The 24,958-nt window shown below is 72.1% G+C and carries 23 protein-coding genes; 9 read left to right on the forward strand and 14 right to left on the reverse strand.

Annotation, left to right across the window (positions count from 1 at the left end):
- Positions 1-8: 8 nt before the first annotated feature.
- The 5 genes from ABLE53_RS16895 to ABLE53_RS16915 all read right to left on the reverse strand — a co-directional run bounded on the left by ABLE53_RS16895 (position 9) and on the right by ABLE53_RS16915 (position 5,115).
- Positions 9-896 (reverse strand): carbohydrate ABC transporter permease, encoded by an 888-nt coding sequence (locus ABLE53_RS16895; RefSeq protein WP_348860222.1) that lies wholly within the window; start codon positions 894-896, stop codon positions 9-11.
- Complete coding sequence (locus tag ABLE53_RS16900; RefSeq protein WP_348860223.1) at positions 893-1,894, reverse strand: carbohydrate ABC transporter permease; 1,002 nt, start codon at positions 1,892-1,894, stop codon at positions 893-895. The genes ABLE53_RS16895 and ABLE53_RS16900 overlap by 4 nt, the downstream gene beginning before the upstream one ends.
- Before the next feature lie 5 nt (positions 1,895-1,899).
- Positions 1,900-3,315, reverse strand: coding sequence for an N-acetylglucosamine/diacetylchitobiose ABC transporter substrate-binding protein (ngcE, locus tag ABLE53_RS16905; RefSeq protein ID WP_348860224.1), 1,416 nt, complete (start codon positions 3,313-3,315; stop codon positions 1,900-1,902).
- A gap of 82 nt (positions 3,316-3,397) precedes the next feature.
- A complete protein-coding gene (locus ABLE53_RS16910; RefSeq protein WP_348860225.1) occupies positions 3,398-4,150 on the reverse strand; it encodes a sugar isomerase domain-containing protein in 753 nt (250 codons plus the stop codon).
- Positions 4,147-5,115 carry a MurR/RpiR family transcriptional regulator gene (locus ABLE53_RS16915; protein ID WP_348860226.1) on the reverse strand — a complete coding sequence of 323 codons (969 nt, stop codon included), beginning with the start codon at positions 5,113-5,115 and terminating at the stop codon, positions 4,147-4,149. Before ABLE53_RS16915 ends, ABLE53_RS16910 begins: the two co-directional genes overlap by 4 nt.
- A 113-nt stretch (positions 5,116-5,228) precedes the next feature.
- Here ABLE53_RS16915 and ABLE53_RS16920 point away from each other — a divergent pair, with 113 nt between their 5' ends.
- Together ABLE53_RS16920 and ABLE53_RS16925 are read left to right on the forward strand one after the other, a co-directional pair.
- Positions 5,229-6,263, forward strand: coding sequence for an N-acetylglucosamine kinase (locus tag ABLE53_RS16920; RefSeq protein ID WP_348860228.1), 1,035 nt, complete (start codon positions 5,229-5,231; stop codon positions 6,261-6,263).
- Positions 6,264-6,366: 103 nt separating this feature from the next.
- On the forward strand, positions 6,367-8,136 hold the full coding sequence (locus ABLE53_RS16925; protein ID WP_348860230.1) for an acetyl/propionyl/methylcrotonyl-CoA carboxylase subunit alpha: 1,770 nt from the start codon (positions 6,367-6,369) through the stop codon (positions 8,134-8,136).
- Positions 8,137-8,155: 19 nt separating this feature from the next.
- On the opposite strand, the gene ABLE53_RS16930 is transcribed toward ABLE53_RS16925, so the two are convergent.
- Complete coding sequence (locus tag ABLE53_RS16930) at positions 8,156-8,851, reverse strand: TetR/AcrR family transcriptional regulator (protein ID WP_348860231.1); 696 nt, start codon at positions 8,849-8,851, stop codon at positions 8,156-8,158.
- Positions 8,852-8,984: 133 nt separating this feature from the next.
- On the opposite strand from ABLE53_RS16930, the gene ABLE53_RS16935 reads away from it, so the two are divergent.
- The 3 genes from ABLE53_RS16935 (at position 8,985) to ABLE53_RS16945 (ending at position 13,798) form a co-directional block, all read left to right on the forward strand.
- Positions 8,985-9,914, forward strand: coding sequence for an NAD-dependent epimerase/dehydratase family protein (locus tag ABLE53_RS16935; protein WP_348860233.1), 930 nt, complete (start codon positions 8,985-8,987; stop codon positions 9,912-9,914).
- Between the two features lie 57 nt (positions 9,915-9,971).
- Entirely contained in the window at positions 9,972-13,388 is a 3,417-nt protein-coding gene (locus ABLE53_RS16940; RefSeq protein ID WP_348860235.1) for a pyruvate carboxylase, read from the forward strand.
- Positions 13,389-13,510: 122 nt separating this feature from the next.
- A complete protein-coding gene (locus ABLE53_RS16945) occupies positions 13,511-13,798 on the forward strand; it encodes a DUF1540 domain-containing protein (RefSeq protein WP_348860236.1) in 288 nt (95 codons plus the stop codon).
- Positions 13,799-13,811: 13 nt separating this feature from the next.
- On the opposite strand, the gene ABLE53_RS16950 is transcribed toward ABLE53_RS16945, so the two are convergent.
- Genes ABLE53_RS16950 through lpdA form a run of 3 tightly spaced genes read right to left on the reverse strand, consistent with a single transcriptional unit; the run spans position 13,812 to position 17,917 of the window.
- Positions 13,812-15,029 (reverse strand): SpoIID/LytB domain-containing protein, encoded by a 1,218-nt coding sequence (locus tag ABLE53_RS16950; RefSeq protein WP_348860238.1) that lies wholly within the window; start codon positions 15,027-15,029, stop codon positions 13,812-13,814.
- Positions 15,030-15,060: 31 nt separating this feature from the next.
- Entirely contained in the window at positions 15,061-16,458 is a 1,398-nt protein-coding gene (locus ABLE53_RS16955) for an NAD(P)H-quinone dehydrogenase (protein ID WP_348860239.1), read from the reverse strand.
- A gap of 58 nt (positions 16,459-16,516) precedes the next feature.
- Complete coding sequence (lpdA, locus tag ABLE53_RS16960; protein WP_348860240.1) at positions 16,517-17,917, reverse strand: dihydrolipoyl dehydrogenase; 1,401 nt, start codon at positions 17,915-17,917, stop codon at positions 16,517-16,519.
- Between the two features lie 41 nt (positions 17,918-17,958).
- Between lpdA and ABLE53_RS16965 the strand changes: the two genes are divergently transcribed.
- Complete coding sequence (locus tag ABLE53_RS16965; RefSeq protein WP_348860241.1) at positions 17,959-18,411, forward strand: gamma-glutamylcyclotransferase family protein; 453 nt, start codon at positions 17,959-17,961, stop codon at positions 18,409-18,411.
- A gap of 13 nt (positions 18,412-18,424) precedes the next feature.
- Here ABLE53_RS16965 and ABLE53_RS16970 read toward each other — a convergent pair whose 3' ends face one another.
- Positions 18,425-18,853, reverse strand: a complete 429-nt coding sequence (locus tag ABLE53_RS16970; protein ID WP_348860242.1) for a hypothetical protein — start codon at positions 18,851-18,853, stop codon at positions 18,425-18,427.
- Between the two features lie 115 nt (positions 18,854-18,968).
- Positions 18,969-19,358, reverse strand: coding sequence for a VOC family protein (locus ABLE53_RS16975; RefSeq protein WP_348860243.1), 390 nt, complete (start codon positions 19,356-19,358; stop codon positions 18,969-18,971).
- Between the two features lie 48 nt (positions 19,359-19,406).
- On the opposite strand from ABLE53_RS16975, the gene ABLE53_RS16980 reads away from it, so the two are divergent.
- The gene (locus ABLE53_RS16980) at positions 19,407-20,219 is read left to right on the forward strand and encodes a purine-nucleoside phosphorylase (RefSeq protein ID WP_348860244.1); all 813 of its coding nucleotides are present in this window, start codon (positions 19,407-19,409) and stop codon (positions 20,217-20,219) included.
- 69 nt (positions 20,220-20,288) lie between these two features.
- Positions 20,289-20,672: a MerR family transcriptional regulator gene (locus tag ABLE53_RS16985; RefSeq protein ID WP_348860245.1), complete on the forward strand. Its 384-nt coding sequence runs from the start codon at positions 20,289-20,291 to the stop codon at positions 20,670-20,672.
- Here the strand turns inward: ABLE53_RS16985 and ABLE53_RS16990 are convergent.
- Entirely contained in the window at positions 20,630-21,100 is a 471-nt protein-coding gene (locus tag ABLE53_RS16990) for an SRPBCC family protein (RefSeq protein ID WP_348860246.1), read from the reverse strand. The genes ABLE53_RS16985 and ABLE53_RS16990 overlap by 43 nt on opposite strands.
- Before the next feature lie 30 nt (positions 21,101-21,130).
- On the opposite strand from ABLE53_RS16990, the gene ABLE53_RS16995 reads away from it, so the two are divergent.
- Positions 21,131-22,798 (forward strand): phospho-sugar mutase, encoded by a 1,668-nt coding sequence (locus ABLE53_RS16995; RefSeq protein WP_348860247.1) that lies wholly within the window; start codon positions 21,131-21,133, stop codon positions 22,796-22,798.
- 1 nt (position 22,799) lies between these two features.
- Here the strand turns inward: ABLE53_RS16995 and ABLE53_RS17000 are convergent, their stop codons facing one another.
- Positions 22,800-23,384, reverse strand: coding sequence for a hypothetical protein (locus ABLE53_RS17000; RefSeq protein ID WP_348860248.1), 585 nt, complete (start codon positions 23,382-23,384; stop codon positions 22,800-22,802).
- 26 nt (positions 23,385-23,410) lie between these two features.
- Positions 23,411-24,931 (reverse strand): serine/threonine-protein kinase, encoded by a 1,521-nt coding sequence (locus ABLE53_RS17005; RefSeq protein ID WP_348860250.1) that lies wholly within the window; start codon positions 24,929-24,931, stop codon positions 23,411-23,413.
- Between the last annotated feature and the right edge of the window lie 27 nt (positions 24,932-24,958).

Here is a 24,958-nt window from a genome sequence, read left to right on the forward strand (position 1 = left end):
ATTAACCTTCATCGGAAGGTGCCGGTCGCGACCGAGCCGGAGAGCCGCCGCTGGAAGAACAGGTACACGACGAGCACCGGCACCACGGTCATGACGACGGCGGCGAAGAGCGCACCGAAGTTGACCGAGTAGCCGGCCTGGGAGGAGAACCTCGCCATCCCCTGGGTCAGCACGTAGTGGCTCTGGTCGGTGTTGAGCGCCACTGGGAGCAGGAACTGGTTCCACAACCCGAGGAAGTTGAAGATCGCCACGCTCGCCATGCCGGGACCGGCCATCGGCAGCATGATCTGGAAGAAGGTCCGCCACTCCCCCGCCCCGTCGATCGTCGCCGCCTCGTAGACGTCGTGCGGCAGCGTCTTGAAGAACGCGTACAGGAAGAAGACGGTGAACGGCAGCGCGTACGCGACGTACGTCAGCGTGAGCCCGGGCAGGGTGTTGAGGAGGCCGACGTTCCGCAGCACGAAGAAGAGCGGGACGATGACGAGGAAGATCGGGAAGGCGAGTCCGCCGAGCATGAGGCCGTAGATGAGCCGGCGCCCGGGGAACCGGTACCGCGCGAGGACGTAGGCGCACATCGCGCCGAGCAGCATGACGATCACCAGCGCGCTGGCGACGACCAGCACGGTGTTGAGGAAGAACCGGCCGATCCCGGCGTCGGTCCAGGCCTCGGAGTAGTTCGCGAACCGCCAGTGCGCCGGGAGCGCGAACGGCGAGTGCAGGATCTCCTTGGTCGTCTTGAACGACGACAGCACGACCCAGAGGAACGGCACGACCACGATCACCGACCAGATGACCAGCAGGACGTGCGAGGTCGTCTCGACGGCGATGTCCCCCCCGCTGCGCGCGCTACGGCGGTGCGGTGCGACGACGCGTTCGTCGGTGGCCACGGCGGTCATGCCTTCCTCCTCTCGCGCCCGCCGGTCAGGTAGTTGACCAGGAAGACGAGCGTGGCGAACAGCAGGGTGATGAGCGCGAGCACGACGCCCATCGCGGTGGCGTAGCCGAACTGGCTCTTCTTGAAGGCGGTGGTCAGCAGGTACTGGCTCATCGTGAGGGTGGAGTTGTCGGGCCCGCCGTTCGGGTTGAGCGCCTGCATGAACACGAAGGCGTCGAGGGAGAGGATGCCGATGTAGATGTACGCCGTCTGGACGTTGTCCCGGACGAGCGGCAGCGTGATCGAGACCGCGGTGCGGAAACGGCCCGCGCCGTCGAGCCGGGCCGCCTCGTAGATCTCGGCGGGGAGACCCTTGATGGCGGCGACGAAGAGCACCGTGTAGAACCCGATCGAGCCCCAGATGATCACGAACATCGAGGCCGGCATCGCGCTCTTCACCTCCCCGAGCCACGCGAAGTTCTCGAACCCGTGCAGCCCGACCTTGGTGAGGGCGCCGTTGAGGAGCCCCGCGGCGGGGTCGTAGACCTGCGCCCAGATCAGGCCGATGACGATCGCGGGCACGACGTACGGGAAGAAGGAGACGATCCGGTAGAGGCCCGCTGCCCGGATCCCGCGGATCGTGCCGGTGCTGGGACCGCCCATGGTGACGACGACCGCGATCGCGAACGCGAGCGTCAGCGTCACGAACGGGACCACCAGGGCGAGCAGGACGTTGTTGCGGACGGCGTGGAGGAAGATGTCGTCGTGGGCCAGCTTGCGGAAGTTGGCGAGGCCGACGACGTGCATCTCGGGCGAGAACCCGGTCCAGTCGGTCAGGGAGTAGAAGATAGCCTGGCAGACCGGCACGAGCACGAAGATCACGAAGATCGCGAGCGGCAGCCCGAGGAACACCAGCATGAAGCTGATCCGGTCGAAGGTCAGCAGCCCACGCCAGCGGGCCAGCCGCCGTCGGGCGGCCACGCGGGGGCGGCCGCCCGTCGTCGTACTGCTGGTGCTCATGGCTGTCACGTGATCTTGAGCTTCTTGACGGAGGAGTCGTTGGCGACCTTGTCGCTGATCTCCTGCATCCCCTTGGTCAGCCCGGCGACGTCGGTGTCGCCGGACAGGAAGGAGTTCCAGACCACCAGCTGGTCGCTGTCCATGCCGTAGTAGTCGTAGAACTGGTAGTTGAAGACCTTGTCGCCGGCGTCGTCGAGCAGCTTCGACTGCGACTTCAGGGCGGTGGACCCGAACCCGTCGGAGGGCACGGTGCCCTTCACGATCGTCGGCGCAAGGCGCGTCTTGGAGAAGTTGGTCGCCGCGGCGTTCGAGAGCATCGCCCGCAGGATCTCCTTGCCGCCCGCCGGGTTCTTGGCCTGGCTGGGCACGATGAAGCCCTCGCCGGAGGCGGCCCGGAGCGCCGTGTACCCCATCTCGGGGCTGTCGGTGAGCGTCGGCTCGGGGAAGCCGGTCATCTCGAAGCCCTTCTTCGTGGCCTTCTTCATCTCGTTCTCGATCCACCCACCCGAGGGGTAGAGCAGGGCGAGCTGGTCGTTGCTCCACTTCGCCTGCGCGGCGGTGAACTGCGTGCCCGCGCCGCCGGGGACGAACATCCCCTGCTTCACCATCTCGCCCAGCTTCTCGAAGACTCCCTGGATCGCGGGGTGCGACCAGGCCTTGGACTCGAGGTTCTCCAGCGCGAGGCGGACCTCGTCGCCGCCCTCCTTGGCCGCCGAGTCGATGGCGAGGGTGCGGTAGTACGTCGCCGCCTCCTTGCCCCAGACCCAGAGGTACTTCCCCTTCGCCTTGGCCTTCGCGCCGAGGTCGAGCGCCTCGTCCCACGTCTTCGGCGGGGTCCAGCCGTTCTCCTCGAACAGCGACGCGGAGTACCAGACGGCGTACAGCGTCATCACGTAGTTCATCGCGACGAAGCGGCCGTTGTAGGTGCCGGTGGCCTTGGCGTTCGGGTAGAGGGTGTCGGCGATCTTGGTGCCCTCGTAGTTGTCGGCGTCGAAGACGTCGTCGAGCGTCTCGAGCTGGTCGGCGATCGTGTTGAAGCCGATGATGCCGGCGCCGGAGTTGTCGATCAGGTCGGGCGGGTTGCCGCCGGCGAAGCGGGGCTGGAGCTCCTGCGCGATCTGCGTCGACGGCGACACCTTGAACGTGACGCCGGAGAAGCCCTTCTGCTTCTTGACCTGCTCTGTGGCGTAGGTGACGTAGTCGTAGCCGTAGCCGCCGTTGAAGATGACCGCCTCGACGCTGGTGCTGTCCTTGAGTCCGAACGGGTTGGAGGCGGACTTCGGGCCGGACTCCTCGGAGCCGCCGCCGCTGCTCGGCGAGGAGCAGGAGGCGAGCGGGCCCGCCAGCGGCAGCAGCGCCGCCGCGGTGAGCGCGCCACGGAGGAGGTTCCGGCGGTCCACGAGACCGGGTTGGTGAGTCATCGGTTCCTGCCTTTCAGGTGGGATGTCGGTGTGTGCTGCTTGCTGCGTTTCGGACCCGCCACCCGATCGGCGGGGACGTGTGTCAGGCCAGGCCGGCGATGCGCTCGCCGTACCTCTCCTTGAGGGCGTCGTTGTGCTCGTCGCCGCCGGGGACGTTGGCCGAGATGTAGAGCGGCGGGACCTCACCGCTCGCGCCGATCCGCTCGGCGGCGCCGATCGTGAGGAGCTGGGCGAGGTACGCCGCGGTGATCGACGAGACCGCGCCCACGCCGAGCCCGTCCCCCAGGGCGAGCGTCGTGTCGCCGTACGGCGCGCGGTTGTCGAGCACGACGTCGGCGACGTCGGCCAGGCGCCGGCCGCTCGGGTGCTTCGGGGCGACCGCGTTGGTGTGCTCGAGGCTGGTCACGGCGATGACCGGGTGGCCCTCCGCCTTGGCGCGCAGCGCGAGCCCGACGATCGAGCCGTTGACGCCGGAGTTGGACGCGATGAGGAAGACGTCGGCCGGGTGGAAGCCGTAGAGCGCGAAGAGGTCGTCCACGACGGTCTCGTCCCGCTCGAGCGTGCCGCCGCGCAGCACCGAGACGTCGCGGTCGCCCAGCAGGACGAGGTCGCGCAGCGCCACCGCGTGGGTCGGGATCAGGCCGCCCGCGCGCCCGGCGATCTCCATCGCGAAGGCCTGGGAGTGGCCCGTGCCGAACGCCTGCAGCACGCCGCCGTCGCGCAGCGACGCCACGATCAGGTCGAGCGCGGCGTCGAGCCCGCCGGAGCGTACGTCGGCGTCGATCTCGGCGAGGCGACGGGTGACCTCCGCGGAGAAGTCGGCGAAGGCGGTCATCGGGTTCCTTTCGACGGCGTCGTCGGGGTCTTGATCGGAGCGCGGCCGGCACGCGCGGCGCCTCGCTGTCGACGGCGGTGCGGCGAGACGGCCGCCGCGGAGGCGGCGAGCAGGCTCGTCGTACGGGAGAAGTCCTGCTGGGCGACGAGCAGGTAGAGCAGGTCGATCACGAACAGCTGCGCGTGCTTGGCGGAGAGGTCGTCGGGCTGGAGGTAGGCGCCCGGGGCGACGGCCGCGAGGTGGGCGTCGGCGACCTCCGCGAGCGGTGAGGTCGGGTCGCTCGTGACCGCGACGGAGAAGGCGCCGGAGGACTTGGCGAGGGTGAGCATCTCGATCGTCTCCTCGGTCCGCCCGGTGTTGGAGAAGGCGATCGCGACCGCGGTCTCGCCGAGGAGGGCGGCGCTGGTGAGGGCGACGTGGACCTCGCTCCAGGCGTGGGCGTTGATGCCGATCCGGTAGAGCCGGGCCTGCAGCTCGACCGCCATGCCGGCGCTGCCGCCGATCCCGTAGATGTCGACGTGGCCGCTGCTGGCGACCGCCGCCGCGACCCGTGCGATGAGGTCGGGGTCGATCGCGTCGGCGGTGGAGGCGAGCGCGACGCTGTGGGCGTTGACGAGGGTGCGTACGACGTCGGTCGGCGAGTCCCCGGGGTGGAACTCGCGGCCGATGTCGGCCTTCCAGGTCTCGTCCCCGCTGGCGCGGCCCTGCTCGGCCGCGGCGCCGACGCGGAGGGTCGGGTAGCCGGCGTACCCGATCGCGCGGCAGAACCGGGTCACGGTCGCCGGCGAGGTGCCCGCGGCCTGGGCGAGCTCGGTGATCGACAGCCGGAGCGGGAGCGAGGGGTCCTCGATCAGCAGCGTCCCGATCTTCGCCATCGCGTCCGACATCCGGGGCAGCGCGGCTCTGATCCGGCTGCTCGCGCCGAATCCCTCTAATGTGTGCGCTGCCTGCGCCGCGGTCGTCACGTCCACTGTCGTCCAGTCACCTGAAAATTCGTCTCAGCCGTGAAGGTATGGCAGAGAAAACTATTTGCATAGCATCCGCCGAACAATCCTCGAAGTGTCACGAGTAGGTAACGATGAGCGAACCTGTCCGGACCGGTCAGCGGTCGGGTCGGCGCCCGGCCGCGGAGCCGGTGCTCGCCGTCGACGCCGGCGGCACGAGCACGCGCACGGTCGTCGTGGATGGGTCGGGTCGTTGCCTCGGCTACGGACGGGCCGGCAGCGGCAACCCGACCTCGTCCGGCCCGGCCGCCGCGGCCGGGGCCGTGGCGGCGAGCGCAGCGATGGCGCTCGAGGGCGCCGGCGTCCCCGCCTCGGAGCTGTCGCTGGTCGTGCTCGCGATGGCCGGCCACCGCTCCGCGGGGCCGCTCGACGAGCTGCACCGCGGCCTCGAGCGCGAGGGCGTCACCGCGCCGGTGGTCTTCGAGAGCGACCAGCTCGCGATGTACTTCTCGGGGACGCACCTGCCGCAGGGGTACGGCGTCGTCGCGGGCACCGGAGCCGCCGCGATCCGGGTCGAGGACGGGCAGGCGATCGCCACCTCCGACGGCCTGGGCTGGCTGCTCGGCGACGAGGGCTCCGGGTTCTGGATCGGCCAGCGGGTCGTGCGCGCCGCCCTCGCCGACCTCGACGGGCGCGGTCCGGCGACCGCGCTCACTCCCCTGCTGCTGCACCGGCTCGACCTCGGCGCAGCCGCCACGTCGTCGTACGACGAGCGGAGGGAGGTCATCGCAAGGGCGCTGGAGAGGCTGTACGCGCTCAGGCCGGTGCGGCTCGCGCAGTTCGCCGACCTCGCCTTCGACGCGTACGGCGACGCGGTGGCGGACGGGATCGTGACAGACGCCGTCGCCGGGCTGGCCCGCACCCTCGCGGCGGTCGCGTCGCCCGTCGTCAGCGGGCCGGTCGTCCTCGGTGGCGGCATCCTCACCCACCACCCCGCCCTCGCCCTGCGGGTGGTGTCGGCGTTCGCGGGCGGCGGCGCGCTTCCCGACATGCACACGGTGGCCGACGGGGTCGTGGGCGCGGCGACGCTCGCGCTGCGCCACGCGGGCGTGGGCGTCGGCGCCGCCGAGTTCGAGCGGCTCGTCGGGTCGCTGGCCCCGCTCCGCTGAGCGGCGGTCCGCTGAGCGGCGGTCCGCTGTGAGAGGCGCCACCAGCCGCCCCGGCGTACCTCCCCTAGACTCGCGTAGCCAAACGATCCGAAGGAGTGTCGACGTGAGCAAGCCACTGTCCAAGGTCCTGATCGCGAACCGCGGCGAGATCGCGGTGCGCGTCATCCGCGCCTGCAAGGACGCCGGCATCGGCTCCGTCGCCGTGTACGCCGAGCCCGACCGCGACGCTCTCTTCGTCCGCCTCGCCGACGAGGCCTACGCGCTCGGCGGCGCCACCCCGGCGGAGTCCTACCTCTCGATCGAGAAGATCGTCGAGATGGCCCTGCGGTCCGGAGCCGACTCGGTCCACCCGGGCTACGGCTTCCTCGCGGAGAACTCCGCCTTCGCCCAGGCCGTGCTCGACGCCGGGCTGATCTGGATCGGCCCCTCCCCGGCCGCGATCGACGCGCTGGGCGACAAGGTCCGGGCCCGCCACATCGCCGAGAAGGTCGGCGCCCCGCTCGCCCCCGGCACCAAGGACCCGGTCGAGTCGGCCGACGAGGTGGTGGCGTTCGCGCAGGAGAACGGCCTGCCGATCGCCATCAAGGCCGCCTTCGGCGGCGGCGGCCGCGGCCTCAAGGTCGCGCGCACGATGGAGGAGGTCGCCGACCAGTACGAGTCGGCGGTCCGCGAGGCGGTCAGCGCCTTCGGCCGCGGCGAGTGCTTCGTGGAGAAGTTCCTCGACAAGCCGCGCCACGTCGAGACCCAGTGCCTCGCCGACACCCACGGCAACGTCGTGGTCGTCTCCACCCGCGACTGCTCGCTGCAGCGCCGCCACCAGAAGCTGGTCGAGGAGGCGCCCGCGCCGTTCCTGACCGACGAGCAGGTCACCCGGCTCTACGAGTCCTCCAAGGCGATCCTTAAGGAGGCCGGCTACGTCGGCGCAGGCACGTGCGAGTTCCTCGTCGGCCAGGACGGCACCATCTCCTTCCTCGAGGTCAACACCCGCCTCCAGGTCGAGCACTGCGTGTCCGAGGAGGTCACCGGCATCGACCTGGTCCGCGAGATGTTCCGGATCGCGGCCGGCGAGGAGCTCGGCTACGACGACCCGGAGATCCGCGGCCACTCGATCGAGTACCGCATCAACGCCGAGGACGGCGGCCGCAACTTCATGCCCGCGCCCGGCACGCTGACCGAGTGGGCTCCCCCGCACGGTCCCGGCGTACGCCTCGACGGCGGGTACGAGAAGGGCGAGACCATCCCCGGCGCGTTCGACTCCCTCATCGCCAAGCTGATCGTCACCGGCCGCGACCGCACCCAGGCGCTCGAGCGCTCCCGCCGCGCGCTGGCCGAGTTCAAGGTCGACGGGATGCCCACCGTCATCCCGTTCCACCAGGCCGTGGTCGCCGACCCGGCCTACGTCGGCGACGGGACGACCTTCGGCGTCTACACCACCTGGATCGAGACCGACTTCGACAACCAGATCCAGCCGTACGCCGGCGACCACGCCGAGGCGCCCGAGGCCGACGAGCGACAGACCGTCGTGGTCGAGGTCGGCGGCAAGCGCCTCGAGGTCTCCCTCCCCGGCGGCCTCGGCGGCCTGGCCGCGGGTCCGGCAGCCGGGTCGAAGGGGAAGCCGAAGCGCGGCGGGGGCAAGAAGGCCGGTGCCGCGGTCTCGGGCGACGCGGTCACCTCGCCGATGCAGGGCACCGTCGTCAAGGTCGTCGCCGAGGAGGGCGCGACCGTCGCCGAGGGCGACACCATCGTCGTCATCGAGGCGATGAAGATGGAGCAGCCCCTCAAGGCCCACAAGGCCGGCACCGTCACCGGGCTCGCGGCCGAGGTCGGCGCCACCGTCACCAACGGCCAGGTCATCGCCGAGATCAAGGACTGAGCCCGGGCTGCTCGGGTGCTCAGGTGAGGCCGACGGCGCGGGCGAGCAGGTCGAGGTGGTGCTCGAAGAGCGCGTCGGGATCGCCGAGGCCGTCCCGGCCGTACTGCCCGAACACCTCGAAGCTGACGCAGCCGAAGAGCGCCGCCCAGCCGAAGACCCCGGCGACGAGCACGTCGTCGGGGAGCTCGGAGCCGAGCTCCTGACGCGCCGCCGCGAAGGCCGCGAGCAGGGTCGGTGAGGAGAGCTCGACCCTCGGTGGGGTGAGCCGGCCGGCGGCGTACGCCTCCTCCCAGACGGCGATGAGCGCCCTGATCACGCGGGTGCCGGGGCCCATCGTCCGCTCGGCCGGCGCCTCGTAGCCCGGGACGGGGCTGCCGAACAGCAGGGCGTACGTCGCCGGCTCGGCCCGCGCCCAGGACCTGACCGCACGGCCGATCGCCGCCTGCCGGGCCTCATAGTCGTCGGTCTCGACCGCCGCGACGGCCGACTCCACCGCCTCGCCGAGCTCGTCGTAGCCGTCGACGACGAGCAGGGTGAGCAGCTCGTCGCGGCTCCTCACGTAGCGATAGACCGCCGACGACACCACGCCGAGGTCGCGCGCGACCGCGCGGAGCGAGAGCGCCGCAGCGCCGTCGGTCGCGAGGTGCTGGCGGCCGATCCGGACGATCTCGGCCATCGTGCGCTCACGGGCGCGCTGCCGCGGAGTCCCTGCCATGAACGCCATCCTGCCACAGATCGAGAGCGGGAAAGACAAATGTGAGCGGCGCTCTTGTTTTTCGATCGCCGGCAGCGCAGGCTGAGGAAACGAGAGCACCGCTCTCGAATCCACCGATCCTCAGGAGACAGCCATGACCACCACCCACGTCGTCATCGGTGCCGGCCCCGTCGGCGCCACGATCGCCACCCAGCTCGCGGCCCGGGGCGAGGCCGTCCGCGTGCTCACCCGCTCGGGCAGCGGCCCGGACCACCCGCTCGTCGAACGCCGTCGCGGCGACGCGTCGAGCCCCGCCGATCTCGCCGCGACCTTCGCGGGGGCCCGGGCCGTCTTCGACTGTATGCACGGCAGCGCCTACCGCGCGGACGTCTGGCGGACCGAGCTGCCCGCCGCCGAGCGTGCCGTCCTCGAGGCCGCCGGCGGCGTCGGCGCCGTGGTCGTCTTCCCCGAGAGCCTGTACGCGTACGGCCACGTCTCGGGACCGATCACCGAGGACCTGCCGCGGGACGCGGCCTCCGGCAAGCCCGCCGTGCGAGCCGACCTGCTCCGTGCGCGCGAGGCGTCCCCCACGCCGACGGTGAGCGTCGCGGCCTCCGACTTCTACGGCCCGCTCGCGCGCAACGCCCACGCCGGGGAGCGGATGGTCCCGACCGTCCTCGCCGGCCGCACGATGAGGGTCCTCGGCGACCCCGACGTACCGCACTCCTGGACCTACGTCCCCGACCTCGCCGCCGCGATGATCCGGGCCGCCGAGGACGAGGCCCTCTGGGACGGCTTCCTGCACGCGCCCACCGCGCCGCCGGCGAGCCAGCGCCGGCTGGTGGAGCTGTACGCCGAGGTGGCCGGCGTACCCACCCCGACGGTGACGAGCATCCCGGGCTGGGCGCTGCGCGGCGTCGGCCTCGTCCACCGCGGCACCCGCGAGCTCGCCGAGATGCTCTACCAGTTCGAGCGGCCCTTCGTGCTCGACTCCTCGGCCAGCGAGGCGCGGCTCGGGCTGGCACCCACGCCCCTGGACGTCGGGGCGAAGGCGACGGTCGAGTGGTGGCGCGCACAGGGGTGAGCCACCCCTTGGAACGGCCCCTGTGTCGCCAGCGACCGGGCTCGGTAGTTTGTCGCCATGTTCTCCAAGGTGCTGGTGGCCAACCGCGGTGAGATCGCGATCCGGGCGTTCCGCGCCGCGTACGAGCTGGGGGCGAAGACGGTCGCCGTCTTCCCCTACGAGGACCGCGGCTCCGAGCACCGCCTGAAGGCCGACGAGGCCTACCAGATCGGCGAGATCGGCCACCCGGTCCGCGCCTACCTCGACCCCCAGGCGATCGTCGAGGCGGCCGTGAGCTGCGGTGCCGACGCGGTCTACCCCGGCTACGGCTTCCTCTCGGAGAACCCCGCGCTCGCCCAGGCCTGTGTCGACGCCGGGATCACCTTCATCGGCCCGAGCGCGCGGGTCCTCGAGCTGACCGGGAACAAGGCCCGCGCCATCGCGGCCGCGCGCGAGGCGGGCGTGCCCACCCTCGAGTCGGTGGACCCGTCCACCGACGTCGACACGCTCGTCTCCGCGGCCGAGGGCATGCGCTATCCGCTCTTCGTGAAGGCGGTCGCGGGCGGCGGCGGGCGCGGGATGCGCCGCGTCGACGAGCCGGGTGCCGGCCAGCAGACCCTGCGCGACGCGGTCGAGACGTGCATGCGCGAGGCCGAGGCGGCCTTCGGCGACCCGTCGGTCTTCATCGAGCAGGCGGTGGTCGAGCCCCGCCACATCGAGGTGCAGATCCTCTCCGACGGCACCGAGGAGGGCACCATCCACCTCTTCGAGCGGGACTGCTCGGTCCAGCGCCGCCACCAGAAGGTCGTTGAGATCGCCCCGGCGCCCGGGCTCGACCCGGACCTGCGAACGCGGATCTGCGCCGACGCGGTGCGGTTCGCGACGCAGATCGGCTACCGCAACGCCGGCACGGTGGAGTTCCTGCTCGACCCCGAGGGCAACTACGTCTTCATCGAGATGAACCCCCGGATCCAGGTCGAGCACACCGTGACCGAGGAGGTCACCGACGTCGACCTCGTGCAGTCGCAGATGCGGATCGCCGCGGGCGAGACGCTCGCCGACCTGGGCCTGTCGCAGAACTCGGTCCACCTCCGCGGCGCGGCGCTGCAGTGCCGGATCACCACCGAGGACCCGGCCAACGGGTTCCGCCCCGACACCGGGATGATCACCACCTACCGCTCCCCCGGCGGCGCCGGCGTACGCGTCGACGGCGGTACGACGTACTCCGGCGCGGAGATCTCCCCGCACTTCGACTCGATGCTCGCGAAGCTCACCTGCCGCGGCCGCACGTTCGCCGACGCGGTGATGCGGGCGCGGCGCGCGGTGGCGGAGTTCCGCATCCGCGGGGTTGCCACCAACATCCCGTTCCTGCAGGCGCTCCTCGACGACCCGGACTTCATCGCCGGCCGGATCACGACCAGCTTCATCGAGCGCCACCCCCAGCTGCTCACGGCCCGCGCGTCCGGAGACCGCGGCACGAAGCTGCTCACCTACCTCGCCGACGTCACCGTCAACCGGCCGTACGGCGAGGCGCCGGTGAGCGTGGACCCGGTGACGAAGCTGCCCGGCGTCGAATCGGGGCTCGACCTCGCCGTACCCGCCCCCGACGGCACCCGACAGCGGCTGCTCTCCCTCGGTCCGGAGGCCTTCGCGGCCGAGCTGCGCGCCCAGCAGCAGGTCGCGGTCACCGACACCACCTTCCGCGACGCGCACCAGTCGCTGCTGGCGACCCGGGTGCGGTCCTACGACCTGCTCGCGGTGGCCGGGCACGTCGCCCGGATGACGCCGCAGCTGTGGTCGGTGGAGTGCTGGGGCGGGGCGACGTACGACGTCGCGCTGCGGTTCCTCCACGAGGACCCCTGGGAGCGGCTGGCCGAGCTGCGCCAGGCGATCCCGAACCTCTGCCTGCAGATGCTGCTGCGCGGCCGCAACACGGTCGGCTACACGCCGTACCCCACCACCGTCACGACCGCCTTCGTCGAGGAGGCCGCCGCGACCGGGATCGACGTGTTCCGCATCTTCGACGCGCTCAACGACGTCGACCAGATGCGCCCCGCGATCGAGGCCGTCCGCGCGACGGGCACGACCGTCGCGGAGGTGGCGCTGTGCTACACCGGCGACCTCTCCTCCCCCGACGAGCGGCTCTACACCCTCGACTACTACCTGCGGCTGGCCGAGGAGATCGTCGAGGCGGGCGCGCACGTGCTGGCGATCAAGGACATGGCCGGGCTGCTGCGAGCGCCGGCCGCCCGGACCCTGGTCACCGCGCTGCGCGAGCGGTTCGACCTCCCGGTCCACCTGCACACCCACGACACCGCCGGCGGCCAGCTCGCCACCCTCACCGCCGCGATCGCGGCCGGCGTGGACGCGGTCGACGCGGCGACCGCCTCGATGGCCGGCACCACCTCCCAGCCGCCGCTCTCCTCGCTGGTCGCGGCCACCGACTTCACCGACCGCGAGACCGGCCTCGACCTGGCGAAGGTCAACGCGCTCGAGCCCTACTGGGAGGCCGTACGCCGCGTCTACGCCCCGTTCGAGTCCGGCCTGCCGGCGCCGACCGGCCGGGTCTACCGGCACGAGATCCCCGGCGGGCAGCTCTCCAACCTGCGCCAGCAGGCGATCGCGCTCGGGCTCGGGGAGAAGTTCGAGCAGATCGAGGACATGTACGCCGCCGCCAACGACATCCTCGGCCGGATCCCGAAGGTCACCCCGAGCTCCAAGGTCATCGGCGACCTCGCCCTCTCGCTCGTCGCCGCCGGGGCCGACCCGGAGCAGTTCGCGGCCGACCCGTCGTCGTACGACATCCCGGCCAGCGTCATCGGCTTCCTCCACGGCGAGCTCGGCGACCCGCCCGGCGGGTGGCCCGAGCCGTTCCGGAGCAAGGCGATCGAGGACCGGCCCTGGACCGCCCCCGACCAGGAGCTCTCCGCCGAGGACGCCGCCGCGCTCGAGAGCGGCGCCGGGCCGGACCGCCGCGCCACCCTCAACCGGCTGCTGTTCCCCGGCCCGACCAGGGACTACGTCGAGGCACGCGCGACCTGGGGCAACGTGTCGGTGATCCCGACGACCGACTTCCTCTACGGCATGCGGCCCGGCGAGGAGCACAACGTCCGGCTCGACGCGGGCAAGACGATCATCCTCGGCGTCCAGGCGATCGGCGAGCCCGACGAGCGCGGCATCCGCACGGTGATGGCCACGATCAACGGCCAGATGCGGCCGATCCCGGTGCGCGACCGGTCCATCGAGTCCGACGCGGCGGCCGCCGAGAAGGCCGACCCGTCGCAGCCCGGGCAGGTCGCCGCACCGTTCCAGGGGGTCGTGACGATCGCCGTGGCCGAGGGCGACGCGGTGAAGGCGGGCGACACCGTCGCCACCATCGAGGCGATGAAGATGGAGGCGGCGATCACCGCCCCCGTCGACGGCACCGTGCAGCGCCTCGCGCTCACCAGTCCGCAGGCCGTCGAGGGCGGCGACCTGGTGCTCGTGCTGGGCTGACGCGCGGCCCGACCGCCGGCGTACGACCGGATAGGCAAGCCTCACCTGGCTGGACCGACCCGGCCGGCCGGTGCACCGTAGAGGCATCGGCATCCGCCCACGTCTTCCCCGGGAGGTCTCCCATGACCACGCTCGCTCTGCCGATCGTCAGCACCTGCAGCGTCGAAGGCTGCTCCTACAACCACGACCACGACTGCCACGCCGCCGCGATCACGGTGATGCACGAGAGCTCGGCCTGCGGCACCTACTACGCCAACGGCGTCAAGGGCGGCACCGACGAGGTCGGCCACGTCGGTGCCTGTCAGCGCGCCGACTGCGTGCACAACTCGATGCTCGAGTGCACCGCCGAGGGCGTCGAGATCGGTCCCGCCACCGACACCGCCGACTGCCTCACCTACCAGCCGGCCTGAGCGGCGGCCGGCGTCAGCCGGTCGTGAACGAGAACCAGGTCGACTTCAGCCCCGCCCACGACTCCACGGCGGACCCGGTGGCGGTGTAGGTGCGCTTCGTGCCCTCGATCGTCACGGTGTCGACGTAGCGCCCGCCGGTGCCGGCGACCCGCTTGCTCACCCTGATCGAGACGATCCCGCCCGCCGAGGGCCATCGGTTCATGATCTGCCGGACCGTGACGGTGCGCTTCCAGGTGAGGTTCGGGTCGCCCGACGCCTTCACGTCGTACGGGTCCTTCTTGGAGACGAGGTAGGGCTTGTCGCCCTTGAGCAGGTAGCCCCCGTTGGAGGCGCTGAACTGCGTGTAGGCCGGCTTGCCGCCGTACGTCCTGACCCTGCCCCTGGTGGCGTCGACCGCGGCGCTGGTCGTCGAGGTCTCGAAGTCGTAGCCGCCGTAGGCCTGGTCCCGGGTGTCGTCGTAGACGTCGAAGTAGCGGGCCCGCGGGTGGTTGCGCCCGTGAGCGGCGTACGACCGCGCGGCGACGGCCTGGGCGCGGAGGGCGGCGGGCCTCCAGCTCGGGTAGGCCTCGTTGGGGACGACGCCCTTGAGGTAGGCCTCGAGGGAGACGATGTTGACGGTCCTGCGGCCCCACTTGCCGGGTTTGGGGCTCGCGGAGCGGAGGGTGCCGCGGTACTCCGCGGAGCCGCTGGGCAGGTAGAGCCGGATCGGTCGTCCGCCGGCGTTGAACGCGAGGTCGCCCTTGACGACGCTCATCCGGTGCCAGCCGCTCTTGACCTTGTAGGCGAGAGCGCTCCTGCCCCCGGACACCGGCGTGATCTTGAAGCGGCTCGCCTTCGGCCGCAGCGAGGGGAGCTTCCAGGTGCGGCCGGTGGCGACGGCGCGGGCGACGAGGCCGGAGCGGTTCTGGACGACGACGTCCGCGCTGGTGTCGCGGGTGATCAGCGCGCGGATGGTGCCCCCGACCCTCCCGGAGCCGGTGTGGGGGTAGTAGAACGACAGGATCTGCGGGTAGGTCTTCCCCTTCAGCGCCGCGCCCTGCGCGCCCCACTGCGACATCCCGTGGCCGTGGCCGTAGCCGTGGCCGGTGATCGTCACCTTCGTCGACGGGGCCAGCCTGGGCGCATCCGTGACACGGGTGGACGCGGCGCATGCCGTCGCCGGACCCAGCGCGACGGGGAGGGCGACGGCGACGGCGACCGCGACGGTGCGGGCGAGGATTCGGACACGCATGGTGCCCGAGCGTACAGGTCGCCGGTGGCTGTCAGTCCACCTTGTGGAGCCGCCGGGCGACCTCGGCGAGCGAGCCGCTCATCGAGGGGTAGACCGTGTAGGCCGCCGAGAGCTGGTCGACGGTGAGGTTGGCCGAGACGGCGAGCGAGATCGGGTGGATGAGCTCGCTCGCGCGCGGGCCGACCACGACGCCGCCGACGATCGTGCCGGAGCCGGGCCTGGCGAAGAGCTTCACGAAGCCGTCGCGGACGCCCTGCATCTTCGCGCGCGGGTTGCCGCTCAGGTCGAGCCGGAGGCCCTCGGCGATCTCCTCGCCGCTGTCGATGGCCTTCTGCGTCACGCCCACCGTCGCGATCTCCGGGCTCGTGAAGACGTTGGAGCTGACCTCCTTGAGGTTCAGCGGGCGTACGGCGTCGCCGAGGAAGTGCCTCATCGCGATCCGGCCCGCCATCGCCGCCACCGAGGCGAGCATGAAGCCGCCCGTGCAGTCGCCGGCCGCGTACACCCCGGGCGCGGTCGTCCGGGAGACCCGGTCGATCTCGATGAAGCCGCCCTGGTCGAGCGTGACGCCTGCCTCCTCGAGACCGAGGCCCTCGGTGTTGGGGATCGAGCCGAGCGCGAGGATGCAGTGCGACCCGGTGACCTCGCGCCCGTCGGTGAGGGTCACCAGCACGGTGTCGCCGTCGCGGGTGACCGACTCCATGCGGCTCTTGCCGAGCACGGTCATGCCCCGACGGGTGAGCACGTCCTCGAGGACCGTCGCGGCGTCGGCGTCCTCGCCGGGGAGGACGCGGTCGCGGCTGGAGACGAGGGTGACGGGGACTCCCAGCGACTGGTAAGCGCTGGCGAACTCCGCGCCGGTCACGCCGGAGCCGACGACGATCATGTGGGTCGGCACCTCGGTGAGGTCGTAGACCTGCTCCCAGGTGAGGATCCGCTCGCCGTCGGGCTGGGCGCTCGGAAGCGTGCGCGGCCGGGCGCCGGTGGCGACCAGCACCGCCTCCTCGTCGAGCGCCTCCTCGGTCCCGTCGGCGTGGGTGGCGACCACCTGGCGCTTCTCGGGGTCGAGTCGGCCGGTGCCCTTGATGATGCGGATGCCTCGCCGCAGCAGCCGCTCCTCGATGTCGCGCGACTGTGCCTCCGCCAGCACCTTCACGCGGGCGTTGACCTTCGCCAGGTCGACCCTGATCGTCGTCGCCGCATCGCCGGACGCGTCGTGGAAGTTGATGCCGAGCTCGGCCGCGCCCGACATGTCGGTCATCAGATCGGAGGTGGCGATGAGGGTCTTGCTCGGCACGCAGTCGGTCAGCACGGCCGAGCCGCCCAGGCCGTCGCGGTCCACGATCGTCACCTCGGCGCCGAGCTGGTTCGCCACCAGCGCCGCCTCGTAGCCGCCCGGTCCTCCGCCGATGATCACCACGCGTGCCATGGCGCTCATTCTTGCAGGGCGGCCTGCGGACGCGAGAGGCGGCGCCGCGGCGCGGGGATCAGAGGTTGATCATGTGGCCCGCGATGCCCTCGACGGCCTCCTTCATCGCCTCCGACAGGGTCGGGTGCGCGAAGACGTTGCGGGCGATCTCGTCCGCGGTGAGGTCCCAGGTCTTGGCGAGGGTGAGCGCCGGGAGCAGCTCGGTGACCTCGGGGCCGATCATGTGGGCGCCGAGGATCTCGTTGTGCTCGGCGTCGGCGACGATCTTGACGAAGCCGGCGGTCTCGGCCATGCCGCGCGCCTTGCCGTTGGCGGAGAACGGGAAGGAGGCGGTCTTGACGTCGTACCCCTTGTCCTTGGCCTGCTGCTCGGAGTAGCCGAAGGAGGCGATCTGGGGCTGGCAGAACGTCGCCCGGGGGATCATGTCGAAGTCGATCTCCATGGTCTCCGCGCCGGCGATGGTCTCGGCGGCGACGACGCCCATCGCCTCGGCGGTGTGGGCGAGCATGAGCTTGCCGGTGCAGTCGCCGATCGCGTAGACGTTCTCGACGTTGGTGCGTCCGCGGGCGTCGACGGCGATGGCGCCGCGGTCGGTGAGCTGGACGCCGGCGTTCTCGAGGCCGTAGCCCGAGACGCGCGGTGCGAAGCCGAAGGCGGCGAGGAACTTGTCTGCCTCGAGCACCTCCTCCTCGCCTCCGGCGGCGGGGGCGACGCGGACGCGTACGCCGGAGCCGGTGTCCTCAGCGCCCTTGACCGCGGTGGAGAGCAGGACCTTGACGCCGAGCTTCTTGTAGTGCCGCAGGAGCTCCTTCGACACGTCGGCGTCCTCGGTCGGCACCATCCGGTCGAGGAACTCGACGATGGTGACGTCGACCCCGAAGTTCTTGAGCACGTAGGCGAACTCGACGCCGATCGCGCCCGAGCCGCCGATGATGATCGACGTCGGGAGCTGCTCGCTGAGGATCTGCTCCTCGTAGGTCACGATGTTCTGGCCGTTGGGCTCGACGCCCGGCACGCTGCGGACCGTGGCGCCGGTGGCGATGACGAGGTTGTCGAAGGTGTACGACGTCGTGGCGCCGTCGTGGCCCTTCACGTCGATCGACTTCGGGCCGGTGAGCGTGCCCCAGCCGTCGACCTCGGTGATCTTGTTCTTCTTCATCAGGTAGTGGACGCCCTTGGCGCTCGCGTCGGCGACGCCGCGGCTCCGCTTCCAGGTGACGCCGAAGTCCATCGTGGCGTCGCCCGAGATGCCGAAGGTCGACTTCTCCTCGGTGATGATGTGGGCGATCTCGGCGTTGCGCAGCAGAGCCTTCGACGGGATGCACCCGACGTTGAGGCACACGCCGCCCCAGTACTTGTCTTCCACGACGGCGACTGACTTGCCGAGCTGTGCGGCGCGGATGGCGGCGACGTAGCCACCGGGGCCGGCGCCGAGGACGAGGACATCGAAGTGGGTCACGGCCCCAAGCGTAATCGGCGGCGTCCATTAGCCTCTCGGGGGTGACGCTCTACGCCGCCTACGGGACCAACCTCGACCCCGCCGTGATGGGCCACCGCTGTCCGCACTCCCCGCTGCGCACGACCGGCTGGCTGACCGGCTGGCGGCTCACCTTCGGCGGCGAGGAGCACGGCTGGGACGGCGCGCTGGCTACGATCGTCGAGGACCCGCTCGAGGAGGTCTTCGTCGCGGTGTACGACGTCGCCGCCCACGACGAGGGGCTGCTGGACCAGTGGGAGATGGCCGACACCGGGCTCTACCGCAAGACGAAGGTGCGGGTGAACGCGCTCGCCGAGGACCTGCTGGTGTGGACCTACGTGCTCGACGCGTTCGAGGGCGGGCTGCCCTCGGCGCACTACCTCGGCGCGCTCGCCAATGCGGCGGAGGCGGCCGACGCGCCGCAGGACTACGTGCTCCGGCTCCGCACCCGGCCGTGCAGGTCCAACGGCCTCTGACCGGCGTGACCGCTCAGGCGCCGGCGCGCCCCACGGCGTCGTACGGGATCGGGTGGACGTCCTCGTCGGTGGCGAGGTGGATGACCTCGAGGGCCACGCCCCCGGCCCGCCCGGCGGAGTAGAGCGCCGCGGCACTGCCCAGGTCCTGCGGCGACGGACCGCCGCGTCCGGGCCGGCACACGAGCACCGCGAGGCGCCCGCCGGGCGCGACCTGGTCGAGCAGGTGGCCCCACATCGCGACCACGCCGGCCGCCTCCTCCGGCGGGATGAGGTCGGGCAGGTCGGTGACCTCGGTGAGCTGCCGGGACGGCCGGCCGTCGTCGCCGACGAGCATCAGCCAGAGCCGGCGGTCGGGCCAGCCGAGCGGGTGCATGAGCCGGCGCCAGGCGTCCTCGACGTCTGACTGGGTGTGGAGGACGGGAGAGAAGGGTGTCTGGGTCATGCCCGCAACGGTCCGCCCGGCGGCGTACGCCCGCAAACGGCCTTCCACAGGTTGCCCCGGAACGGGCCGATTGTCGTCCACAGGCCGCCGCCGGTGGCGCGTCGTCCACAGCCTCCTACTCGGAGCTGGCGGTGTGGCAGACCGCCTCGACGTTGTTGCCGTCCGGGTCACGCACGAAGGCGGCGTAGTAGCCGGGGTGGTACTCCGGCCACAGCCGCGGCTCGTGGAGCACCTCGGCGCCGAGGCCGACGGCGGCGTCGTACCACGCCCGCACAGTGGTCTCGTCGGGGGCGGTGAAGGCGATGTGGGTCTCCCGGTTCGGACCCGACGACGGGCCCTCACCGGGTGGCTGCGTACCGATCCAGAACTGCGGCTGCTCGGTCCCGTAGCCGATCGCCACGCCGAAGTCCATCATCCGTGAGTGCCCGAGGACGCCGAGCACGGCGTCGTAGAACCGCGACGCGGCCGCGATGTCAGCCACGTTGATGCCGAAGTGGTCGATCATGGCGCCGATCCTGCCCGACCCCGGGGGTGCGTGAGTAGGGTCCTCCGCGTGACCGATACGTCGCCGTACGACCTCGCCAAGGAAGCCGCCGCCACGCTCGCCGAGCTGACCGGCGTCGAGAAGCACGACGTGGCGCTCGTGCTCGGCTCGGGCTGGCTCCCGGCCGCGGACCTCCTCGCCCCCGACGGACAGAGCCCGACCGCCGAGATCGCCACGACCGACCTGCCCGGCTTCGGCGCCGCAACGGTCGCCGGCCACAGCGGCCGGATCCGCAGCATCGCCGCGGGTGACAAGCAGCTGCTGGTCTTCCTGAGCCGCACTCACTTCTACGAGGGCAGGGGCGTCGCGGCCGTCGTCCACCCGGTGCGTACGGCGGCCGCCGCCGGCTGCCGCACCATGGTGCTGACCAACGGGGCCGGCGGCCTGGACACCAGCTGGTCGCCGGGGACGCCGGTCCTGATCAGCGACCACATCAACCTGACCGGCACCAGCCCGCTGGTGGGCGCAAACTTCGTCGACCTCACCGACCTCTACAGCGGCCGGCTGCGGGCGCTGGCCAGGCAGGTCGACCCGAGTCTCGACGAGGGCGTCTACGTGCAGTTCCCCGGGCCCCACTACGAGACCCCGGCCGAGGTCAGGATGGCGGGCATCATCGGCGGCTCGATCGTCGGGATGAGCACCGCCCTGGAGGCGATCGCCGCGCGCGAGGCCGGGATGGAGGTGCTCGGCATCAGCCTGGTCACCAACCTGGCCGCCGGGATCTCGGACGCCCCGCTCAACCACGAGGAGGTCCTCGAGGCCGGCCGCGCCGCGGCGACCCGGATGGGCGAGCTGCTCTCCCGGATCGTGCCGCAGCTCTAGACCCCGCCTCGACGGGCTCGGCGTCCCGGGCGCGACGTACCCCGACGTACCCCGACGTACATTGGCTGCGTGACCTACTCGATCGCCGAGGCAGCCGAGCGGACCGGGCTGACCCCCGACACGCTGCGCTACTACGAGCGTGACGGGCTGATGGTGCGCCCCGTCGTGCGCTCCTCGAGCGGCCACCGCCGCTACTCCGACGACGACCTCGACTGGATCGTGATGATCACCCGGCTGCGCGCGACGGGGATGCCGATCCGCGACGTACGCCGGTACTCCGAGCTGGTGCGCGAGGGCGACGGCAACGAGGAGACCCGGCTCGAGCTGCTCCGCGCCCACCGCGACCAGGTGCTGGCCGACCTCGCCGCCGTGCAGGCGCACCTCGACGCGATCAATCTGAAGATCGGGGTCTACGAGGAGCGCCTGGCCCCGTCGGCCGAGCTCTCCGCCTGAGCCTCCAGCCGTCGCACCAGCCCGTACCGGCCGCCCGCCATCATCCGCGCGTGGTTCCACCGCAGCATCGGCCTGGCGAGGTACGACGCCACCGCGAGCGCGCCACGGACCTCGACCGCCTGCTCGTAGTCCATCCGCGTGCCACCGCCCGCGGGTGTGAGCGTCCAGCGGGCGGAGCCGACCAGGTCGCCGCCGATCCGCACCTCGACGACCGGCAGGTCGCGCGTGACCGCGTGCAGCAGGAGGTCGAGCGTGTAGGGCAGCGCCGAGCGGCACAGCACCCGCGAGTCGTCCGGGCCGAGCTTCACCACCGCCACGACCTGCGGCCACCACTCGGGGTAGTGCTCGAGATCGACCACGACGTCCCGCACCCGCTCGGGCGGCGCCGCCACGACCCAGCTGTCGACGAACGCGTAGCGAGCGGTCACACGACCATCATGCCGCGCTACCGTGCACCCGTGACCGCACCCGTCCCCACCGGGCCCGACCTCCGCGAGCGCGCACAGGCGTGGCTCGCCGAGGACCCCGACGAGCAGACCCGGGCGGAGCTGCAGGGGCTGCTCGACGCCGGGACGGCCGAGGCCGCCGCCGAGCTGGCCGACCGGTTCTCCGGCACGCTCGAGTTCGGCACCGCCGGCCTGCGCGGGGCGCTCGGTGCGGGCCCGAACCGGATGAACCGCGTGGTCGTCCTCCGCGCGGCAGCAGGCCTCGCCGCCTATCTGCGGGACCACAGCAGCGACGCCGGTGCGGCCGGCCCGGTGGTGATCGGGTACGACGCGCGCCACAACTCCGAGGTGTTCGCCCGCGACACCGCCACGGTGATGACCGGCGCCGGCTTCGACGCGCTGGTGATGCCCCGGCCGCTGCCGACGCCGCTGCTCGCATTCGCGATCCGGGAGCTCGGCTGCTGCGCGGGCGTGATGGTGACGGCCAGCCACAACCCGCCGCAGGACAACGGCTACAAGGTCTACCTCGGCGACGGGTCGCAGATCGTGCCGCCCGCCGGCGCGGAGATCGCCGCCCGGATCGCCGCCGTCGGGCGGCTGGCCTCGATCCCGCGCGGGAGCGACGGGAAGGTGCTCGGCGAGCAGATCGTGGAGCGCTACCTCGACACCGCCGCAGCACTCGTCGCCGACGGCCCGCGTGACCTGTCGATCGTCTACACGCCGCTCCATGGCGTCGGCGGCGACCTGGTCCATGAGGCGCTGGCGTACGCCGGCTTCCCCGCCCCCACGATCGAGCGCTCCCAGGCGGCACCCGACCCGGACTTCCCCACCGTCGCGTTCCCGAACCCCGAGGAGCCGGGGGCGATGGACCGCGCGATGGCCCTCGCCGACAAGTTGGGCGCCGACCTCGTGGTCGCCAACGACCCCGACGCCGACCGGTGCGCCGCCGCCGTGCCCACCCCCGTGGGCTGGCGGATGCTGCGCGGCGACGAGGTGGGCGCGCTGCTCGCCCACCACCTGCTCCGGAAGGGCCGGCGCGGCACGTACGCCGCCTCCATCGTCTCCTCGACGCTGCTCTCCAAGCTGGCGGCCGCCGCCGGGCAGCCGTACGTCGAGACCCTGACCGGCTTCAAGTGGATCGGCCGAGTCCCGGGGCTGGCCTACGGCTACGAGGAGGCGCTCGGCTACTGCTGCGACCCCGAGCACGTGCGGGACAAGGACGGCGTCTCGGCGCTGCTGCTGCTGTGCGAGCTGGCCGCCGAGCAGAAGGCGAAGGGCTCCTCGCTGACGGCGCTGCTCGACGAGCTCGCCGTCGAGCACGGTCTGCACGCCACCGACCAGCTCTCCGTCCGGGTCGACGACGTCGCCCTGATCACCCGGGCCATGGAGCGGCTGCGGACCTCCCCGCCGGCGACGCTCGGCGGCCTCGCGGTGGAGCGGGTCGACGACCTCGCCCGAGGCACTGACGGGTTACCCCCGACCGAGGGGCTGCGCTACACGCTCGCCGGCGGCGCCCGTGTCGTCTGCCGCCCCAGCGGCACCGAGCCGAAGCTGAAGTGCTACCTCGAGGTGGTCGTCCCGGTCGCCGGCGGACTCCCCACCGTCTCCGCCGCCAGGGCCTCCGCCGCGCAGTGGCTGGAGGCGATCAAGGCCGACGTCCGCGCCGCCCTCGGGCTCTGAGTCAGACCAGCAGCGAGACGACCAGCGCCACCGCGGGCGCGACGGTCGCCGCGATGAGCGGCCAGGACCAGGTCCGCCGTACGTCGTCGGCGAGCGCGAACTGCTCGTCGGAGTCCTGGCGTACGCCGGCCTGCACCCGCGCGTCCGAGGCGAGCAGCAGGACCCGCTCCTCGACGAAGTCCGCGTAGTTCGCCTGCGGGTCGCGCCGGCCAGAGCCCTTGAAGACCGCGCGCAGCGACCGGCTGACCGCTGCCGAGACGTAGTGCCGTCCGCCAGCGGTCGCCTCGAAGGTCCGCCCGATCGAGACCGTCTCTACGGCGGCGACGGGGAGTCGCTGGGTGGAGTACATGTGGTGCAGCACCAGGTCGCCGCCCTCGATGCCGACGCGCGGCCGCAGGATCGCGACGTACGCCAGCACCGCGAACAGCAGCGTGGCGAAGAAGATCGGCCAGTGCCAGCCGTCGGCGATGTCGATGCCGATCACCACGACGACCGCGATGAGCGCGAGGGCGGCCCAGACCCAGCTGCTGGTCCCGCGGTACCACTCACCGTGCCCCTCACCGTGACTCTGGCTCGCCGCGCTCACTCCGCCGACTCTACCGAGGCGGCCGGTCACCGCAGTCTGATGCCCTCGGCGGAGCCGGACATCGACTGCCCCGGCTGCCAGTCGAGCGTGAACGGGGAGCCCAGCCGGTCCGAGGCCGGGAAGGTCGCGAAGCTGGTGAACGACTTCCCCGCACCGACGGTGAAGGTGGCGGTCGGGTGCTCCGAGCAGTACGTCGCCGTCGACGAGGCCTCGGTGCCGTCGGCGTACTCGACCCGGCTGGCATCCGCCGCCGGCGAGAGCGCGCAGCTCAGCAGCGCGGCCGCGCCGTGGTTCCGGTAGTCGACGTGGGCCGTCATCGAGCCGTCGGCCGCCACCTCGATGTCGGTCAGCACGAGCCGCCACGTCCCGTCGTCGGCGAGCTCGCGCCGCATCGCGTAGGTGCCGGGCGCCGGCGTCCCGCCCGGCTGCGAGGAGTCCGACCCGTCGCCGCCGGGCGGGTCTGAGCCCCCGTCTCCTCGCGTCAGGAGGTACGCGCCGATACCGGCGCCCACCACCGCCAGCGCTCCGGCCGCCACCACTGCTCGGAGCGCGCGGGGCGTACGACGGCGGGGCGGCCGTCCACCCGCCGGAGCGGCCAGGGCAACCGGAGCGGCCGGAGCGATCATCGGCCGCTCCGGCGTGACGTCGTACGCCGCGACCGTGCGCCGCAGCTCTGCGGGCAGCCAGTCGGACGATGGGAGCACGATGGGGCTCGCGCCGGTGCCGAGCGGCGCCGCGAGGACCGAGCGCAGGTCGGGCCGCAGCGCGGGATCCTTGGCGAGGCATGCTGCGACCAGGTGGCGGAGGTAGTCGGGACAGCCGGCCAGGTCGGGCTCCTCGTGCACCACGCGGTAGAGCAGCGCGCTCTCGTTGCCGCTGCCGAACGGCCGGCGCCCGGTGGCGGCGACGTAGGCGAGGACGCCGAGCGCCCAGACGTCGGTCGCCGGGGTCGCGGTCTCGCCGCGGGCCTGCTCGGGTGCCATGTACTGCGGCGTCCCGACCGGCCGTCCGCTGCGGGTGAGCGAGGTCGCGTCGACGGCCCGCGCGACGCCGAAGTCGATGACGCACGGTCCCTCGGGCCCGAGCAGCACGTTGGACGCCTTGAGGTCGCGGTGCACGAGCCCGGCTCGGTGGACCGACTGCAGGGCCTCCGCGACGCCGGCGACGAGGGCACCGACGGACGCGGGTGGCAGCGGCCCATGCTCCGCGACGACGGTGGCCAGCGACGGGCCGGGGACGTACTCGGTCGCCAGCCACGGCCGCGGGCCGTCCGGGTCGGCGTCGATGACGGCCGCCGTGAAGAGCCCCCGCACGCGCTGGGCGGCGTCGACCTCCCGCCGGAACCGCCGGTGGAACTCGGGGTCCTCCACGAGCTCGGGACGCACCACCTTCACCGCGAGGCGCCGGCGAGTCGCGGTGACGCCCAGGTAGACCTGCCCCATGCCGCCTGCGCCGAGCCGGGCGCGGATCTCGTAGCCGCCGAGCACGGCCGGGTCGCCGGGCTCGAGGGGCTGGAACGGCGTACCGACGGGCGAGGTGGACGCCAAGACGGAGCCTCCTGGTGGCCGGACATG

This window comes from Nocardioides asiaticus (genome assembly GCF_040049175.1).
Taxonomy (GTDB): Bacteria; Actinomycetota; Actinomycetes; order Propionibacteriales; family Nocardioidaceae; genus Nocardioides; species Nocardioides cheoyonin.

Bases quoted from the DNA above. Each gene is read 5' to 3' on its own strand.
- ABLE53_RS16910 (WP_348860225.1), bottom strand. From the start codon at position 4,150: ATGACCGCCTTCGCCGACTTCTCCGCGGAGGTCACCCGTCGCCTCGCC.
- ABLE53_RS16935 (WP_348860233.1), top strand. From the start codon at position 8,985: ATGACCACCACCCACGTCGTCATCGGTGCCGGCCCCGTCGGCGCCACG.
- ABLE53_RS16975 (WP_348860243.1), bottom strand. From the start codon at position 19,358: ATGATCGACCACTTCGGCATCAACGTGGCTGACATCGCGGCCGCGTCG.
- ngcE (WP_348860224.1), bottom strand. From the start codon at position 3,315: ATGACTCACCAACCCGGTCTCGTGGACCGCCGGAACCTCCTCCGTGGC.
- ABLE53_RS16950 (WP_348860238.1), bottom strand. From the start codon at position 15,029: ATGCGTGTCCGAATCCTCGCCCGCACCGTCGCGGTCGCCGTCGCCGTC.
- ABLE53_RS16900 (WP_348860223.1), bottom strand. From the start codon at position 1,894: ATGAGCACCAGCAGTACGACGACGGGCGGCCGCCCCCGCGTGGCCGCC.
- ABLE53_RS16940 (WP_348860235.1), top strand. From the start codon at position 9,972: ATGTTCTCCAAGGTGCTGGTGGCCAACCGCGGTGAGATCGCGATCCGG.
- ABLE53_RS16895 (WP_348860222.1), bottom strand. From the start codon at position 896: ATGACCGCCGTGGCCACCGACGAACGCGTCGTCGCACCGCACCGCCGT.
- ABLE53_RS16920 (WP_348860228.1), top strand. From the start codon at position 5,229: ATGAGCGAACCTGTCCGGACCGGTCAGCGGTCGGGTCGGCGCCCGGCC.
- ABLE53_RS16970 (WP_348860242.1), bottom strand. From the start codon at position 18,853: ATGACCCAGACACCCTTCTCTCCCGTCCTCCACACCCAGTCAGACGTC.
- ABLE53_RS16945 (WP_348860236.1), top strand. From the start codon at position 13,511: ATGACCACGCTCGCTCTGCCGATCGTCAGCACCTGCAGCGTCGAAGGC.
- ABLE53_RS16955 (WP_348860239.1), bottom strand. From the start codon at position 16,458: ATGGCACGCGTGGTGATCATCGGCGGAGGACCGGGCGGCTACGAGGCG.
- ABLE53_RS16930 (WP_348860231.1), bottom strand. From the start codon at position 8,851: ATGGCAGGGACTCCGCGGCAGCGCGCCCGTGAGCGCACGATGGCCGAG.